Source organism: Halegenticoccus soli (assembly GCF_002844195.1).
Taxonomy (GTDB): domain Archaea; phylum Halobacteriota; class Halobacteria; order Halobacteriales; family Haloferacaceae; genus Halegenticoccus; species Halegenticoccus soli.
The window spans coordinates 437,143-453,103 of sequence record NZ_PEND01000003.1 but is presented as its reverse complement, the minus strand read 5'-3'; the positions used below and the strand labels follow the sequence as shown (position 1 = coordinate 453,103).

Below are 15,961 nucleotides of genomic sequence, written 5' to 3'. Positions count from 1 at the left end.
TAGTTACGCTACATAGTATTATGCATGAATAATGATAGCGAACCCAATTTATTTCTTAGTCGCATGTTTGAACTCAGCGGCAGCCAGCGTGACCTCCTCGTCGTGATCGCCGGCTTCGAGCACCCATCAGGCCAAGATATCAAAGAGGAGCTTGAACACGTGTACGAAGAGGAAATCAACCATGGACGGTTGTACCCAAACTTAGACACGCTTGTCCAGCAAGACTACGTCGAAAAGGGGACGCTCGACCGGCGGACGAATTTCTATGCGGTGATTGATCACGGACTCGACACACTCCGTGAATGGGCGGAGTGGCAGCGTGAAACCGTCCCCCAGATCGCTCACTAGGAGCCGCAAAGCAGGTCGTCAATCTCCTTATTGCGGACCACAAGAGGATCTACTGAAAGTGCTGGAGCTGGCGGTTCCAGTGGCTCATCAGACGAGTTGGGGGCGGCACTGGTTGAAGACGCGTCCTGGCTCGTTAGAGATCGCGCGGCTGGACCGTTTTCCGGCCGTTTTCCTCCGCACGCCGACTGGCGTGGTCGAGAAGTTCTTGGACTCGTTCATCGAGAGCGTCGTAGAACTCGCCCGAGACGTTGTGACCTTCAAGTGCGTCTTTGACAGCCGAGTTGACGATCAGGTCTGCCATAACGACCTACTGCTTTGTTGAGCCTCAAAATAAAGAGTCAGGCGACTTACAGCCGTCAATCTCTCGCCTTCACTGGATATTTATACTTAATCTTCGAGATAACGTGGGTTGTGGGTATCTGAAACTGACCAACCGCCAAAAAGAGTTGTCCTGTCTTGGAAGCCACGGAAACCGGAAGCTCTCGTGTTGTGACACACCGTCTACCCCGTGGGGATGATCCCTGGTCATGAGTTCGGTGTAATTGTCTAATAGTATTCGGTGATCACAACTCGAAATTAATAATCCATAGGATTTTAATATCGTTGGATAGATCGTGAGTGTGAACGTGCTCAGAGGCACCACGAGGACGTTCAACGGGTTGACACACCACCATCCCCCCGTTTTAATCAGATCCAAAACGGGTCTCTTCCGTCCCCGACAGTTCCCGAGCTCTATATTATCGACGACTTCCCAATCAGAAGGCGCCTCTTCGGATACCAGGAAATGCTCTTGAAATCGTGTCATACTCGCACTTGAATTGCCAGCACGGTACGAATCGGAATTTTATGCGGGCGTCTTACTCAGAGCAGTAGAAAGCGAATGTGCGCCGCTCGGCAGGCGTCGTGCTGAGATTACTGAGTATTTGGCGGAGCGGACGACGCCGACGCTGTCAGCGTTCGATTCACGATGAGGTAGCCCCGCGTAGATAGAGACAGTATGTTGACGAAAGGACAGCCTTGAGTTCTTTCTCGGTGGGTGGTGAGTGAGTACGGCGGAGCAGATACTAGCTCCGCTGCTTACCTCTGTGAGAACGCCGAATCCGAGCCCCTCTATTCCGGCCTTGTATTCCCGACTCGACACATCCGTGAAGGTCTTCAGAGTTGCTTGTGGTGGGACGACGCCTCCGGTTTCGACCGCAGTCACGCCTCGAAACGCTATACGAAGCGGGCGAAACTGACGATCCAGCAGTTGAAAGTCACGTTGTTGGTCGATACGAGAGCGAATGCGATCCTCGATCTGCACGTGACGACGACAAGAAAGCATGACTCGCAGATCGCGCCGTCACTCATCAAGCGGAATACCGACAAAGTGGCGACTTTCCTCGGAGATGAGGGGTACGATGACCAGAAAAGTCTGACGGTGTACAGAGGGGACTCTAGGCGTCAGGTCAATTATCAACCAAGTCAGGGTTCCAGACGATCTCCCAGAGGTGCCCATCGAGATCCCGGAAGTATCCCGAGTACCCGCCCCAGACCCGATCACGCGGCGGTTCTGGGACTGCCGCACCGGCGTTGGCTGCCTGCTCGACGACCTCGTCAACCTCGTCCTTGGATTCAACGGTCTGGCCGATAGAGAAGGATGTACCACCTCGGTCTGCGGATTCAACGTTCGCGTCCTTGGCCAACCAGTCCTTGGGATAGAGGGCAAGGATCATGTCATCGTTGATGTCGAAGAACGCAACCGTGCTCTCGTCAGCATCGTTCCCGAATATGCCTTGGAGTGGTAGCCCCAAGCCGTCCTCGTAGAACCGGGTCGAACGCTTCAGATCGGCAACTCCGAGGGTAATCACCCTAATGCGAGGTTTCATCGTCACGACTCTCAGTTGAGACTACGTACTGTTATTATTAAAGCGCGACGCTACGATTTACGCAGTCCTCGAATTGAGGAACGTCGAGACGTAACGTACAGGAGTCCATATACTCTGCTACAAGAGGTCCGGTGAGATTGAGTATTATTCGTTCGAGTTGGATATGTTGGCGGAGTGAGTAGCGGTACTTTCACAGGTGAAGCTACTATCTAGTTCGTCACCACACCCGTGCAAGATGCGCATGTTCTACTGACCAGCTAGTTCGCTCCCAACCACGGTGAAAAAAAATATACATCAAACCCATCCTCCGAGGTTGTGAGAAGTTGAAGCTGGTCTTCTCAATGCAGATGATTTCGTGATATCTAAATGGGTTTAATCTCAGAGGGCACTGCTAGATTGAGCCTCGTTGGTTGAATGCTTCGACTGGCCTTTCTGAATGGAGCTCGAAAGACCATATCAACGAACCCGTCCGCCTCGGAATAGTTTGCTGTATCGCCTGTGCACTCACGACCACGTCGCTCCATCGGAGAAACGCACAAAGCGCTCGGTATCGACTGGGAAGGGTACTTCCACCACGCGAACGAACGTACTGGGCTCGTCTCTCGCTTTGATCCGGAGACGGGCGAGCTGAAGCGCGTGACGGACATCTTCGAGCATCTGAACCCGGAGATGCGCCACCTCGACTCGTATCTCGAGTCCGCCGAGCAGGTCGTTGGTTGGGACGAGCAGTGGATGCTGCCAACGTCGGTGATCTTTGATGGATGGCCTGCTGAGTGAGGTTAGTCTAACCCACGGTTTTGTTTGTGGGTTAGTTAGGTTCATGAGTTGAATGTATGTTCTTTAATCCGTCTATGGTGTATGAGGTGTGGAACGATGGAGTGATCGCAGCCGGCATGCGAGCCTGTTATGGTTGACAGTAATTTGACAACACAAGCGGCTACGATCAGCGCCCACGGGAAGAGCGCAGGGGGAGATACGACTACGAAGGGCTTGAGTGAATGGGTGGGTGCTACCGATGTACCTACGTTCTGAAAGGATTCGGAGAAACTGTCTCCTCTTCTTGGAGTGTTTTCTAGGGCTGAAGTCCGGGAATAGTGTGAAGTCTGGCGGTTATTGGCAATATCATAGATTAGAATTAGAAACTATATCTAACGGCTCTGTTGAAATCATTCAGCGTTGACATTGAGGAGAGCGACTCTTCCCACCGGTTTTCGCGGACCCGATGTGAAACTAGCATCTCAACAAATCGCAAGACGGCGAGATGGTTTCAACAGAGCCGAATCAGCGTGAATTCAATTCGCGTTCTCAGATATCCATGAGAATATCCATTCTCGAAACGGCAGGACCGGTAAGACGTACTTACCAGTGCTGCGTCTGTCACGTCTACGCTGGTCCTTTTCACGTGAATAGACCTGCCTTCTGGTCTCACGATCGCCTGTAGGTCCGTACATGCAAAGCGTGTCGGATGAGCGATTTGTAGCGTACTAATGAATAGCGCCCTTGGCAGAGTGCTCGCTATTTGCTCGTTGCTAACAATCCAGCGTAGCCGTGCTCAAACTCTCAGCAAGTAGGTTTGAATGGTGCTTGAGTCACTAGCCCTCGACCTCCTTGTTCTGTAGTGAGATAGTGGTATACCCACAGATTATTCTGATAGTGACGGATTCATACCGCCTGTCGATCAGCTGGTACGGAGCGTGACGGTTGTGGCTTCGTAATCTTCGAGAATCGCATTCTGTCCCCCAACGCTAATCTCGCCTGCATCAGTTTCAAGGTAGAAACTTGTTTCCAATGTGTACGCGTTTGTTGTTGGCTTAACGAGTGCCTGACGAATCTGGCTTACTTTCCCGGAGATCGTCTCACCGGTGGTTGTGTCGATCTCGGCCCAGAGATCGGTTCCTGCGTTCTGATGAAGCATCGCCTGAAAGACTGCTTGGCGGAACCACTCAAACGTCTTCGGGAGCGGATCTGGGTCGGTAATGAAGACTTCCGTGCCTGCTGGCCAGTAGGCGCTAAAATACACCCCGTGAACCGATCCTGCAAGATGTCTTTCAGAGACTGCAACGCCGTCCCCGGATTTATGTTTTCCTACAAGTAATTGAGCATCACCAATTAGCGCGGCCTGATTTGTGGCTGGATTTGCTGACTGGGTGTCTGTTGCATAGAGGAACAGGATACTTTCTTTCCAACAGCGAACAACACTCGCAGCGTCTGCGAAGCGGTTCCTCGCTTCTTCAAGGTTGTCAACATCTTGGACGAAGAGGAAGATAAGGAGATCTCGCTCGAGTGCAGCATGGAGTTCTGCTTCAATATCTGGATACACATGTTCCGGAATGGCAACAATCACTTCTTGTTGTGCCTGTGTGATTGCATTCCGCAGCCGTTTGATTGCGGTCTCCTGCGACTTTACCATCTTCAGCTCGGGCGTCTGAGGCTTGGTGTCGTTAAACCGATCCGTAAGAATCGGTGTAATCGCGTCAATCCGCTTTGAAAGCTGCGCCATCGATTCCTCCGGCGGTACCGCACGGATCGTCTTTGGCGACGCGTGATCGTTGACATGAACGAAGCCACGGTCTTCGAGTCGATCAGTGATGTTGTAAACTGCCTGTTGTGAGACGTCGGCGTCTTCAGAGATGGTACTCGTCGTTGCCTCTCCTCGGGACAAGAGAGCGAGATAGACATCAATCTCCTTGTCCGAGAAGCCGAAGTCGCCCAGCTCTTCTCTGAGCATTGGTTCGTCTTTCTCACCGTGCTGAGACATGTACTAGCAGTTGTAGCTCGTCGATAATTTGATTGTCCATTCAACTATGAGCTATGTGCCACGCAATCTACCCCGATGAGTAGGCCATCTCGTTCGACTGAACACGCGGTGAATCTTCGAGCACTGGGAGTGAGGATGCGTGGAAGATCAAAATATAGTAACGCCGGAAAGAGTAGTCAGGGAACTATACTATAGCGTGTGGCCATTGGGTCGGTGAGAGTGGTTTCTATAGACTTCAAGGAGTTGTTGCTCGTACTCGTCGAAGTCCTGTGTGCTTCCTTCGGTCCGTATCAGCAGCGAGCCTCGAATGACTTAGCGGATCAGTGGGAGTACGTTCGCCGCCCGGTAAGGTGCGTAACCGCCAGATATCTAAAAGAAGACCGGCACCGTGACCCCGCTACTCTACACAGTGGTCATGTAAGTGAACATGGTTAGTTTTTGGGCGTAGTGTTCTGGGTGGCCGCGTGGTCCCGCGTAGACGTTTCGAGGCCATGGGCAATTGCCTCCCCAGACTTTTGATCGAATAAATGGAGTTTCGTCCGGTCGAGGAAGACAGCAACGTGATCTTCTTCGGAGATCTCGGTGGCGGAATCGACACTCATCAACAGTTGCTTAGAGCGGTGTTGGCTTTCGTCCATGGTGGTGGTTTCGCGAGTCTCATGAAGTAAGTAGACGAAGATTTCGTCGCCCATTGGTTCCATGACGTCAGTAACTGTGTCGATGAGCTTCGTTGGGTACAGAACTCCGTCACGATCGTCAGCCAGATAGACATCCTCTGGGCGGATACCGAGGGTTACAGAAGTACCCACGGGCACGTCATAGCCGACCGGATCAAACTCGACGGAGACGAATTCCGAGTCAAATCCGTCTGCGGTAACCTCACCGTCGATAAAGTTCATCGATGGAGATCCGATGAATCCTGCGACGAAGCGGTTAGCTGGTTCGTTGTAGCAGATCAGCGGTGGATCGATCTGCTGGAGTTCGCCGTCGTTGAGGACCGCAATCCGGTCAGACATCGTCATGGCCTCTGCTTGGTCGTGCGTCACGTAGATGATCGTCGTCTGCAGTTCCTTGTGGAGTCGCTGTAGCTCCGTGCGCATATGGACGCGAAGCTTTGCATCGAGATTCGCCAGCGGTTCGTCCATCAAGAACGCCTCGGGCTCTCGGACGATTGCGCGTCCAATGGCCACGCGTTGCCGCTGGCCACCAGACAGCTCTGATGGCTTTCGGTTCAATAGGTTCTTGATTTGGAGAATATCCGCCGCTCGCTCGACACGGCGATCAATCTCCTTTTTGTCGAAGTTTCGGAGCCGAAGCCCGAAGCTCATGTTGTCATACACGTTCATATGAGGAAACAACGCGATATTCTGAAACACCATCGCGATGCCCCGGTCCTTGGGTGGATGAGTAGTCACGTTAGTCCCGCTGATGGTGACGTCGCCCTCGGTGGGCAGAGTGAGCCCGGCGACCATCTCCATGGTGGTGGATTTGCCACACCCTGAAGGACCAACGAGACAGACGAATTCCCCGTCCTGAACGTGCATGTTCATATCGTCAACAGCCGTTACATCGTCGTACCGTTTGGTTACGCGTTCGAGTTTAATGTCTCCCATCGGTGATCACTCCTTAATTGCTCCTGCGGTGAGTCCACTGACGATCTTCTCCTGTGCGACAACCACTAGAAGTGCGATTGGGAGAATGCCAATAAGACTTGCAGCAGCCATATAGTTGTACATACTGGCGTATTGTCCCTGAAAAGCCAAGATGCCCCAGACGAGGGGAGCTCCATTCTCGGGGTCACCTGTCGACAACAGGAACGAGAAGAAGAACTCGTTATAAACGGCGATAAACGTCAGAATTCCGGCGGTTGATAGCCCAGGTGCCGAGAGCGGCATGATGACCCTGAACAACGCACCGAACCGGGTCGTTCCCTCCACACGTGCAGCGTCTTCGAGCCCGTCTGGAATCTGGCTATAGAATGTCGTCAGAATGAACACTGAAAGCGGTAAGAATAGTCCACTGAACGGAATAATGATCGCGCCCATCGAATTGAACAGGTTCGGACTGTGGAGCCCGAAGACAACCACGTTTCCAGTGAAGAGTTTGAACAACGGCAACAGGAATGCCGCTGGCGGGAAAAACGAGATAATTAACAGCAGCAGTAGAAGGCCTCCTTTTCCCCGGAATTCGAGCCGCCCGAACGCGTATCCGGACAAACTTGAGACGAGCAACACATACACTGTCGTCACCGTGGCAATCACGAAACTATTGAACATGTAGAGGTGGAGGGGCACGAGTTCCCACAATTCGGCGAAGACGGAGAGATTGAACCCGTGTGGGACCACTCCCATGTCCACGATGAGGTTGTTTGGCGTGAGCGCCAGCACGACGAGCCAGTAAATGGGAAATAGTGTCGTGAACAGAAAGAAGACGAGCGCGACGTAAAACATTGCTCTGTGCACTTTCCCGGGGTTATCAATGGCGTTTCTCACCCAGCGGGTAAACGGTCCGCCTTCACTTTCGATCTCGGTGTTCTGTGCAGTCGTCATCTCAGGAGTCCCCTCCGATATCCCGCAGACTGTCCACAAATTTCACCAGATACACCAGGATGAACAGACTGATTATGAGAGCGGTGAAGAACGCCAGCGTTGCTCCTGTTCCGTAGCGGTTCGACCGAAACGCCGAGACGACAAGACAGCTCATCGACGGAACCGTCTGGCACCCTGAGAGGACCTCGATGAGCCCGTACACCTTCAGTGCCCCCAACGTCCGAAACAGCATCCCAACCAACACCGCAGGCAGCACGAGGGGAAACGTGATGAACTTAAACCGTTGCCAGGCAGTGGCACCGGCAACTCTGCTCACGTCGTAGAGACTCCGATCGATACTCTGCAACCCTGCAAGGATGATCAGCGCCATGAACGCGGAGGTTTTCCACGCGTCCGAGAGCGTGATCAAAATCAGTGAGTCTTGCGTGTTCGCCAATGGCGTCGACGAAAAGAGGCCGAGCTCCTGCAACGGTGCGACCAAAAAGCCAACACTCGGTTCGAATAGGAGGTAAAACATCATCCCCTGAACGACCACGGGAACAGCCCACGGAAGAATGATTGCCATCCTGACCCATGCACGTCCGCGGAACTCCTGGTCAAGTATCAGAGCTTGCGCAAGTCCGACGATCGTCTCAAGGGAGACACTCACGGCGGTAAACGCGACTGTCAGTCCAACAGCGTACCAGAGGGAACTGGGGAGCACCACAGCACGTTGCCCAGTCAACACGGCTACGTAGTTCTCGATGCCAACGAACTCGCCGACCGTAATTCCGGTGAGTGTATCAGCATGGAGAGACATACTGAACGTCTCCAGCAACGGCCATAAGGCGACGACTCCCACCATCAGGAACGCTGGCACCACCAAGAGGTATGCGTACAATTCTTCCGGGAGCGTCTCGATCTTATTGGCGAGGGCGTAATCTGGTCGTGGAAGTCCGCCTGTCCGCTTATTCTCAGCTTTCATTGTGATTTGTTAGGAAATGTCCTCTATCTTCTCGACTGTGTTTGCAAGTTCGTCCATTGCCTGTTGAGGAGACTTCTTGCTCCCCTTCTGGAGGGCGCTGTTCACGGTATTAGCAATTGCAGGAGATTGATCGGGCCATGCGACGGTAACTGGGCGTGGGATAGCATTTTTCCCGGCGGTTCGTAGAGCGTCTACGTACCGTCCCATAACCGGAACGCTCCGTGCAGCATCGGAGTTGAAGAGCGCTGGTTTCGCGGGTAAAAACCCCAAATTCTCGAATTGCCACAGCATATATTCGTCGGTCATCAGCGCTTTGAGTAATTCTACAGCGGCGTCTTTCTTCGTGGAGTTAGGATTAATTACGGAGTTCCACCCTCCTAATGCTGATGCGGTACCGCCAATACCTGAAAACGGAGCGTTGCTCTCCTTGACACCGTAGGGAAGCGGCATCACACCCAGCTTTTCGCCCAGATATTCCGCCACCCCGCTTATATTGATGGCATATGGCCAGTTCCGGTGCATCACGGCATGACCGTTCGTAAACGGTTTGCGGGACGTTTCCTCTTCCCACCCCAGCGTTGCTGTAGGCGCAATGTTACCGGAAATGTCCATCCCATATTCGTCATCTTCGCCATGAATGAACGTCCGAACCATCTTGAGAGCGTCAACGCTGCCTTCTTTGTTGACCGTGACTGGACGACCGCCGACCGGCCCGAACAGATTATCGACACCACCAAAGTAGGCGCCGCCCCATGTGGTCATCCACTCGTTATAGTTACAGCATGACAGCCCCGCGTAGTTGGCCGCCTGGAAGGTATAGCCATATTTTGTACCTGTTTGTTTCATGACGTCTGCGGTAATCTCGGCAAACCGCTTCCAGCTCATCGGATTGGTTTGCCACCCGTCGGTGTCATAGCCAACCTCCTCGACGAGATCCTTGCGGTACTGCATCGTCGGGAAGTCCGGAAACCAGGGGATACCGTACAGGGTTCCGTCATCCCCGCTCGTCGAAGCGACACTTGCCCCAAAAAATTCGTTCTTGACCGTACTGATTGTCTTCGTGTCCATCAGTTCCTCGAGATTCTGGAGTTGACCTCGTTCGATGAAGGGAATCGTCCACCCAGAATCCATGCTGAATACGTCTGGACTCTCCAGACCTGCCGTCAGCCACGTCCGAAACAAATCGTAGGTCGAACCGGTGTTCCCCGAACTCGCGGTCGGCTCGACGAAGATGTCTTGAGGAAGGCCTGCGCTCCACAACACTTCACGGACTTTGGTTTTGACCTCTTCCGATTCGCTGGCACCTGCACCGCCATACCACCGGATAACTGTTTGCTCAGCCGTTGCGTTCTTAGGCCTGTCTTCGTCACCTCCTCCGATACAGCCAGTGATACTCGCCACACCGCTCGTCACACCAACTGCTTTGACGAAGCAGCGGCGTGACACTGGCGACTGCATCACGGATTCATTGTGATTGTTCGTCATGGTGCATCCACAGTTGTGACACACCCTACCATAAGGATTTTGAATCAAGCAGAAGGTTAAGATTTTGATCGAATTTAAGTCATCGTGCTTCTTTGGGGGTTAGTGAACAGAGCAGTATCGCTCACAGATGAATTCCACACAATGAAGATCCAACCCACATTTCGGCAGCCACGACCAGTACTGTGTAATGATTCTTCGCGGACTGTTCCAAGAAAGGGCCAGGCTAATGGAGATCCAATACACTGGGATCACTCTGGTGGATCCAGCGAGTTTGTTCACGCAGAAAGATCAAACTCGGAACACCGCTTCGGCCAGGGGTGGGGCGCATGAGCGTTGCTCGTCGACCACGAGTTGGCCTGATTGGTCTCGGGAACATTGGCCATCACCATGCGGCACAACTGGAAGCACTTGATGCAGACCTCGTAGGTGGCCTTGACATCGATGAGACAGCTCGCACACGATTCGAAGCATCGTTCGGAGCCCCTGCGTACGAGGACGCGGACGCTCTCTATGAAGTCGCCGACGCGGTCGTTATCACGACGCCAAATCGCTTCCACGAGGAGTATGCTGTCAGCGCACTCAACGCTGGACTTGATGTGCTCCTGGAAAAACCGCTTGCGCACTCCCTTGAGAGTGCAGATCGTATTGCCTCCACTGCCACCAAGGCTGACGGGTTCTGTATGGTCGGCTTCAACAATCGCTTCAGCAACGCCGCTAAGGTCATCAAAGACTACCAGCGTGAGGGCCGATTCGGTGAGATAACGCATATTGAAGCGAATTATATTCGACAACGGGGTATCCCCGGCCGCGGGTCGTGGTTTACGAACAAGGATATCGCGGGTGGCGGGGCCCTCATCGACCTCGGTGTCCATGCCATTGACCTTGCGCTCTACTTTCTCGATTACCCGAAGGTTGTTGAGGTGGCAGGCGCCACACGGTCGCAATTCGGCGGACGTGACGACTATACGTTCGTCGAAATGTGGGGCAAGGATGCTGGACCTGCAGATTTCAACGTTGATGACTCGGTGAGTGCATTCATCCGCTGTACTGAGGGCCGGACCATTTCGCTGGAGGTTGCATGGGCGACCAATCGTCCAACGAACGACGAATTCATTATTCGTGGCACCGAGGCAGGAGCAAAATTCGACCGAGGAACACATGAATTGACGCTCTACGAAGCAGGATTTGGTGGTTTAAACCACCTCATCGAAAGTACTGTTACAACCCAGCAAAGCAACACCCACCAAGCCGAACAGGCGGTCTTCCTTGAGGGTGTGCGCACAGGAGAACACCCCGATCACAACACCGTTGAAGAGGGGATTACCGTTCAGCGTGTCATCGATGCCATCTATCGGTCCTCAGAAAGCAGTCAGACGGTAGCGCTACAGAACACCGCTAAACCGATCCCAAATGCTGACTGACGAGAGGGGTAGAAGTGTGGTTACCATCCCTTTCGATGATCGGTCACTCGAAGCGATCGAGCGGTCGAATCTAATCTGGAAACGGATTTCACTCCAAGAATGAGTCAACACACCGTACTTGAACAGGTCGATACGGAATGGTGGAAGGAAGCAGTCGTCTATCAGATCTATCCGAGGAGTTTCAACGATAGCGATAGTGATGGAATTGGCGATATTCCGGGAATCACAGATAAGGTTACATATCTCGACAAATTGGGCGTAGACGTCATCTGGCTTTGCCCAGTATACGATTCCCCAAATGCCGATAATGGATATGATATCCGCAACTATCGTGCCATTATGAATGAGTTCGGCACGATGGCTGACTGGGAGACGTTACTGGCGGAGTTACACACACGGGATATGCGGTTGATCATGGATCTCGTTATCAACCATACCTCGAAGGAACATGAGTGGTTTCAGCGGTCTCGACAACGTGACGGCAAATACGAAGACTACTACTACTGGCGGGATGGCGCACCGGACAACCCACCGAACAATTGGAACTCCATCTTCGGTGGGCCAGCATGGACCTACGATGAGAAACGCGGACAATGGTATCTCCACCTATTCGACGAGAACCAACCAGATCTGAATTGGCGGAACCCTGACGTCCGCGAAGACATCAAGGAGATGGTTACCTGGTGGCTGGAAAAAGGAATTGACGGCTTCCGCATGGATGCCATTAATTTCATCTCGAAAACGGAAGGACTTCCAGACGGTGATCCAGACCGCACGCTCGTTGGAGTAGAACACTACAGCCATGGTCCTCACATCCACACGTACCTCCAAGAGGTATATGACGACACCCTCGCGGACTACGACGTGATGACCGTCGGTGAGATGGGAGAAACAAGCATCGATCAAACCGCAGAATACCTTGTAGAGGGCGGCGGTGGCTTGGATATGGCTTTTCAATTTAACCATCTCACCGTCGACGAGGGACCAGAGGGACAATGGACCCTCGATGGATGGGGCAAATGGGACCTCTCGGAGTTCAAAGCGATCATGACCCGCTGTCAGAACGAACTAGCCGGAGAGTGGTGGGATGCGGTATTTCTCGGAAATCACGACTTGCCACGGATTCTCTCACGGTTCGGCGACGACGAGGGCTATCATAGAGAGAGCGCTAAACTCATCGCAACGTTTCTGTTGACACTCCGTGGAACCCCGTACATCTACCAAGGAGATGAAATCGGTATGACGAACGCCGAGTTTGTGAGTCTCGATGAGATCGACGACCCGATGACAACCGGGATTGTCGAAATGCTGCTTGCTGAGGGCCGGATTGAATCCTACGAAGAAGCTGCCGACCTCGTCAACTACCGAAGTCGCGATCACTCACGGACGCCGATGCAGTGGTCCAGCGAGACCAATGCAGGGTTCACCGACAGCGAACCGTGGCTCAAACTCAACAGAAACTACACAAGTATCAACGTTGAGTCGGCCATCGATGACACGGATTCGATCTGGCAGTACTACAAGGAATTGATCGACCTCCGGCATGCCGAGGATGTGCTGGTATACGGTGAGTACAACCTCTTACTCCCCAACGACGAACAGATCTACGCTTACAGACGAACACTCGGCGATGAGACGATACTGGTAGTTCTCAACTGGTCGGATAAGCCCACCACCTTCGACTGTCCGTCAATCAACACTGCCAATGCAAAAGTACTCATCACCAATTATGAGAGCACCTCAACCAACCCAAAACGGCATGAATTCCGGCCGTATGAAGCCACTGTCTACCGACTCTAGAACCCAAGTCGATCTTTAACGCTCAGTTGCATGCAGACTGTAGAGGTACGCTTCGACGCACGATTGTCGATCACGACTAGCTTCAAAACGTGACAGAGTCGCCTTCGGCGATGTAACGATCTACCTTAAGGTGCAAATCTGGAAACGCCTGCCGATATCCCTGGATGAAGTCCTTGAACTCCGAAAGAGGTTCTTCGGCGTCGCCAGTTGGGTCGTGGTAGAGTTGGTGCGCAGTCAGGATCTCGTCCATCGCGTTGATGTCACCCCTGTTCCACACTACTTCGACGTACCGGCGTGCCACCTCTTTCGGAATCGAGCCACCCAGAGACAGAGTACCATCAACGCTCCACAGAAGCATGTAATTCTAAAGAGATGAACGGAAGTTAGACGGAAAGCGGCACACCATCGAGCAGCACGTCAGAAAAGTCGCCGTGGCCGACGAGCGCGTTCGTCCGCGAGCCATCGAAGCCGTGGGTTCGGACGCGGAGCCCCTCGACGGTCGCGTTCACTCCGTTGACGATGAGGCCGATCGTTTCGGCGTGCAGGTCGATATCGACGTTTTCGACGTGAGCGCCGTTCGTCGGCGCGAGGACAGTCGCACCGTAGCCGTTCGGGCGCTTCAGGATAATTCGCGAGTTACGGAGAATGGGCGCGCCGTCGTCGAGGCGGACACCGCGCTGATTGATGAACGTCTTATCGAGCGGGCGGTCGACAACGACGAGGCAGTTCTCAATCGTTGAATGCGGATACTGTGGGCGCTGTTGCGCCTCTCGTCCGGTATCTCCGCTCTGGTTCGCGCTCTCTGTGAGACCGACGTCGCCGCCCGAAGCGTTCGCGCCGGCTTCCGCTTGTGTCTCGGCGCCGTCGATCCAGGAGACGGGCCGTCAGGCGTCGCCGCCGTTCGTCCGGATGTTCGCGACGTTCGAATTGACGGCGACACAGTTCGTGACAATCTTCCGCCCGTCGCCGCCTTTGACGTACAATCCGTTATCAGGCCAGCCGCCGGTCTGAATCCGCGAGAAGACCATCGTCCCCTCTTGTCCGGGCGCCCCAGTGATTCCGGACGTACTCCAGGAGGGGTTTGTCCCCGCAGGTCCGGAGGTCGAGCGCGTATTGATGGTATCCTCGTAGTGGCGGCTGCCGGTGCGCATGTTGATGAGGTCGACGAGCGCGGCGAGTGCTTGCATGCCGGCGTCTTTGTGCCATCCCCAATCGAAGATGAAGCCGCCAAAGATGAGGTGGCCCGTGTGCGGATCATCGGGAATGCCAATTTTGAAGAGGATGCTCTCGCCGGTGTATTGGCCGTCCATGACCTCATAGCCGTGAATTGCCTCAACGCGCCCGTGGCGGATCACGGCTTGCTGACTACTGAGGGCGAGGGTTACTCCGTGATGGACCCTCCAGTATGAGTTGTAAGGTCTTTATTCGTCGACTCAGTTTAGATTTATTCAAGTTCATACAGTTTTTGCACAGCGATAACGAGCTGAGTCAGCGATAATTTCACAGCTGTATATGGCTCTGGAAAATTTTTACGAATATCTTGTGTTACTATTTCCTCCTCACCTCTATCTTCCGTATCTGGCTGCACATTACGAATACCCAACAAACTAACATACAATGACTGCATACAGTTATACACTTCAGAAAGTGTTCACTCCAATCATAAGGTGCCATTCTCTTACCACCGACGGAGACGCATAAAGAAGTATTCAAGGCGGGTCATGTATGCACAGCTCACACGAAAGCTGCATGCGCTCGTCGACGAAGTAGACGCTGAATTCACTGACGGAGCGGTTGCCGGGCAGGAGAAGATCACACAGCTACCGCGGAATGGGCCAGAGGACCTGGCCAATCGCGTCTACCAAGTGCACTACCGGGCGCGTGATCTGCTCGCGTATGCTGGTGAAATTGGGATGCCGATAACGGACAACGTTGGTTGGCAGATCACATTCAACAGTCCGGCAGTCGCTTGTGAAGTGAGGTTGGGACGCGATGAGAACCTGACCACCTCGCAGGTCAAGCGTGTCTTCGAGAAGATTCATGAACTCGTTCAGGACTCGCCTCGGCGCTGTGAGCTTGATTTTTCGGGAGAGACGAACAAGCTCGTGATCTACCTCGACCAGGAGGGTCTGTAGATGTCTATGTGTCAAAGCCGAGAGCTAACCGGTGGTGTGAGCTCGGCCACCGGTGGTGGGTGTCAGCGATGGTCCGTGGTGCTCACTCGTGCGGTTCTATTCACGGGGATTCCGCCCCCGATAGTATAACCACGGTTGTGGTACGGTCCAAGCGGTCTTGTTCTTGGGTGTGAGCTAGTCTGTGGTGGATTTTCGAAAGCGGCAGCAAGCGGCAGCGTTGCTGTCGGTGAGGGTCGTGATCCAGCTCACACCACCTGTTAGCTCGAGATCCTGACGTTTTCGGAACCGGAGTGACGGAATTCCCCGGGTCTGAGGGCGTGTTATGCGTGATATCGGCGAAATAGAGAGCGTGGTTCACGAGGTTAGCGTGGATATTGAAGATAAGAAATAGACCCAGAAGTCGGCAGCTAACACCGGGTGTTAGCGGGTGTAAGTTTGTGGCAGTAAGTTGTCCGTGTTCCTTGGCAAAAAGCGATGGGCCGCTTTCCGATTGAAGTCTCGAAAGACAGACAGCTACAAGAGCCTTGATCCACCCCTCTCACCGCTAAACAAAGAGACGGTCATCAGCAGCCTTCATCAAATCGGGTGGGAGTAATCGTAGTCAAGTCTACACAGTCTCGGAGGAGGGATTTA

General features: G+C 53.4%; 15 protein-coding genes and 1 pseudogene. 7 read left to right on the top strand and 9 right to left on the bottom strand.

From position 1 onward, the window contains the following. The first annotated feature begins 63 nt into the window (after window positions 1-63). Complete coding sequence (locus CNO20_RS10720) at window positions 64-348, top strand: PadR family transcriptional regulator (RefSeq protein WP_101296106.1); 285 nt, start codon at window positions 64-66, stop codon at window positions 346-348. A 133-nt stretch (window positions 349-481) separates the two neighbouring features. Here CNO20_RS10720 and CNO20_RS10715 read toward each other — a convergent pair whose 3' ends face one another. Further along, entirely contained in the window at window positions 482-649 is a 168-nt protein-coding gene (locus tag CNO20_RS10715; RefSeq protein ID WP_101296105.1) for a DUF1931 domain-containing protein, read from the bottom strand. A gap of 876 nt (window positions 650-1,525) precedes the next feature. On the opposite strand from CNO20_RS10715, the pseudogene CNO20_RS10710 reads away from it, so the two are divergent. Next, window positions 1,526-1,759, top strand: a pseudogene (locus tag CNO20_RS10710) (transposase); the annotation flags it as partial. Between the two features lie 37 nt (window positions 1,760-1,796). On the opposite strand, the gene CNO20_RS10705 reads toward CNO20_RS10710, so the two are convergent. Beyond that, window positions 1,797-2,216 carry a VOC family protein gene (locus tag CNO20_RS10705; protein WP_101296206.1) on the bottom strand — a complete coding sequence of 140 codons (420 nt, stop codon included), beginning with the start codon at window positions 2,214-2,216 and terminating at the stop codon, window positions 1,797-1,799. A gap of 636 nt (window positions 2,217-2,852) precedes the next feature. Here CNO20_RS10705 and CNO20_RS23000 point away from each other — a divergent pair. After that, complete coding sequence (locus CNO20_RS23000; protein WP_158237400.1) at window positions 2,853-2,993, top strand: hypothetical protein; 141 nt, start codon at window positions 2,853-2,855, stop codon at window positions 2,991-2,993. Between the two features lie 901 nt (window positions 2,994-3,894). Here CNO20_RS23000 and CNO20_RS10695 read toward each other — a convergent pair. The 5 genes from CNO20_RS10695 to CNO20_RS10675 form a co-directional block, all read right to left on the bottom strand. After that, window positions 3,895-4,974, bottom strand: coding sequence for a TrmB family transcriptional regulator (locus tag CNO20_RS10695; protein WP_101296103.1), 1,080 nt, complete (start codon window positions 4,972-4,974; stop codon window positions 3,895-3,897). Between the two features lie 431 nt (window positions 4,975-5,405). Further along, window positions 5,406-6,587: an ABC transporter ATP-binding protein gene (locus tag CNO20_RS10690; RefSeq protein WP_101296102.1), complete on the bottom strand. Its 1,182-nt coding sequence runs from the start codon at window positions 6,585-6,587 to the stop codon at window positions 5,406-5,408. A 6-nt stretch (window positions 6,588-6,593) separates the two neighbouring features. Next, on the bottom strand, window positions 6,594-7,523 hold the full coding sequence (locus CNO20_RS10685; protein WP_101296101.1) for a carbohydrate ABC transporter permease: 930 nt from the start codon (window positions 7,521-7,523) through the stop codon (window positions 6,594-6,596). Between the two features lies 1 nt (window position 7,524). Then, on the bottom strand, window positions 7,525-8,487 hold the full coding sequence (locus CNO20_RS10680) for a carbohydrate ABC transporter permease (RefSeq protein WP_332889001.1): 963 nt from the start codon (window positions 8,485-8,487) through the stop codon (window positions 7,525-7,527). A 9-nt stretch (window positions 8,488-8,496) separates the two neighbouring features. Further along, on the bottom strand, window positions 8,497-9,972 hold the full coding sequence (locus tag CNO20_RS10675; protein ID WP_101296100.1) for an extracellular solute-binding protein: 1,476 nt from the start codon (window positions 9,970-9,972) through the stop codon (window positions 8,497-8,499). A 326-nt stretch (window positions 9,973-10,298) separates the two neighbouring features. Here CNO20_RS10675 and CNO20_RS10670 point away from each other — a divergent pair, with 326 nt between their 5' ends. Together CNO20_RS10670 and CNO20_RS10665 are read left to right on the top strand one after the other, a co-directional pair. Further along, entirely contained in the window at window positions 10,299-11,393 is a 1,095-nt protein-coding gene (locus tag CNO20_RS10670; protein WP_101296204.1) for a Gfo/Idh/MocA family protein, read from the top strand. A 99-nt stretch (window positions 11,394-11,492) separates the two neighbouring features. Next, window positions 11,493-13,193 carry a glycoside hydrolase family 13 protein gene (locus CNO20_RS10665; RefSeq protein WP_101296099.1) on the top strand — a complete coding sequence of 567 codons (1,701 nt, stop codon included), beginning with the start codon at window positions 11,493-11,495 and terminating at the stop codon, window positions 13,191-13,193. 82 nt (window positions 13,194-13,275) lie between these two features. Here CNO20_RS10665 and CNO20_RS10660 read toward each other — a convergent pair whose 3' ends face one another. Further along, window positions 13,276-13,551, bottom strand: a complete 276-nt coding sequence (locus CNO20_RS10660) for an ester cyclase (protein ID WP_101296098.1) — start codon at window positions 13,549-13,551, stop codon at window positions 13,276-13,278. Between the two features lie 73 nt (window positions 13,552-13,624). Here CNO20_RS10660 and CNO20_RS10655 point away from each other — a divergent pair, with 73 nt between their 5' ends. Then, on the top strand, window positions 13,625-13,933 hold the full coding sequence (locus CNO20_RS10655) for a hypothetical protein (RefSeq protein WP_143423196.1): 309 nt from the start codon (window positions 13,625-13,627) through the stop codon (window positions 13,931-13,933). A gap of 144 nt (window positions 13,934-14,077) precedes the next feature. Here CNO20_RS10655 and CNO20_RS10650 read toward each other — a convergent pair whose 3' ends face one another. After that, complete coding sequence (locus tag CNO20_RS10650; protein ID WP_101296096.1) at window positions 14,078-14,548, bottom strand: hypothetical protein; 471 nt, start codon at window positions 14,546-14,548, stop codon at window positions 14,078-14,080. A 366-nt stretch (window positions 14,549-14,914) separates the two neighbouring features. On the opposite strand from CNO20_RS10650, the gene CNO20_RS10645 reads away from it, so the two are divergent. Continuing rightward, window positions 14,915-15,328 (top strand): hypothetical protein, encoded by a 414-nt coding sequence (locus CNO20_RS10645; protein WP_101296095.1) that lies wholly within the window; start codon window positions 14,915-14,917, stop codon window positions 15,326-15,328. Window positions 15,329-15,961 lie beyond the last annotated feature (633 nt).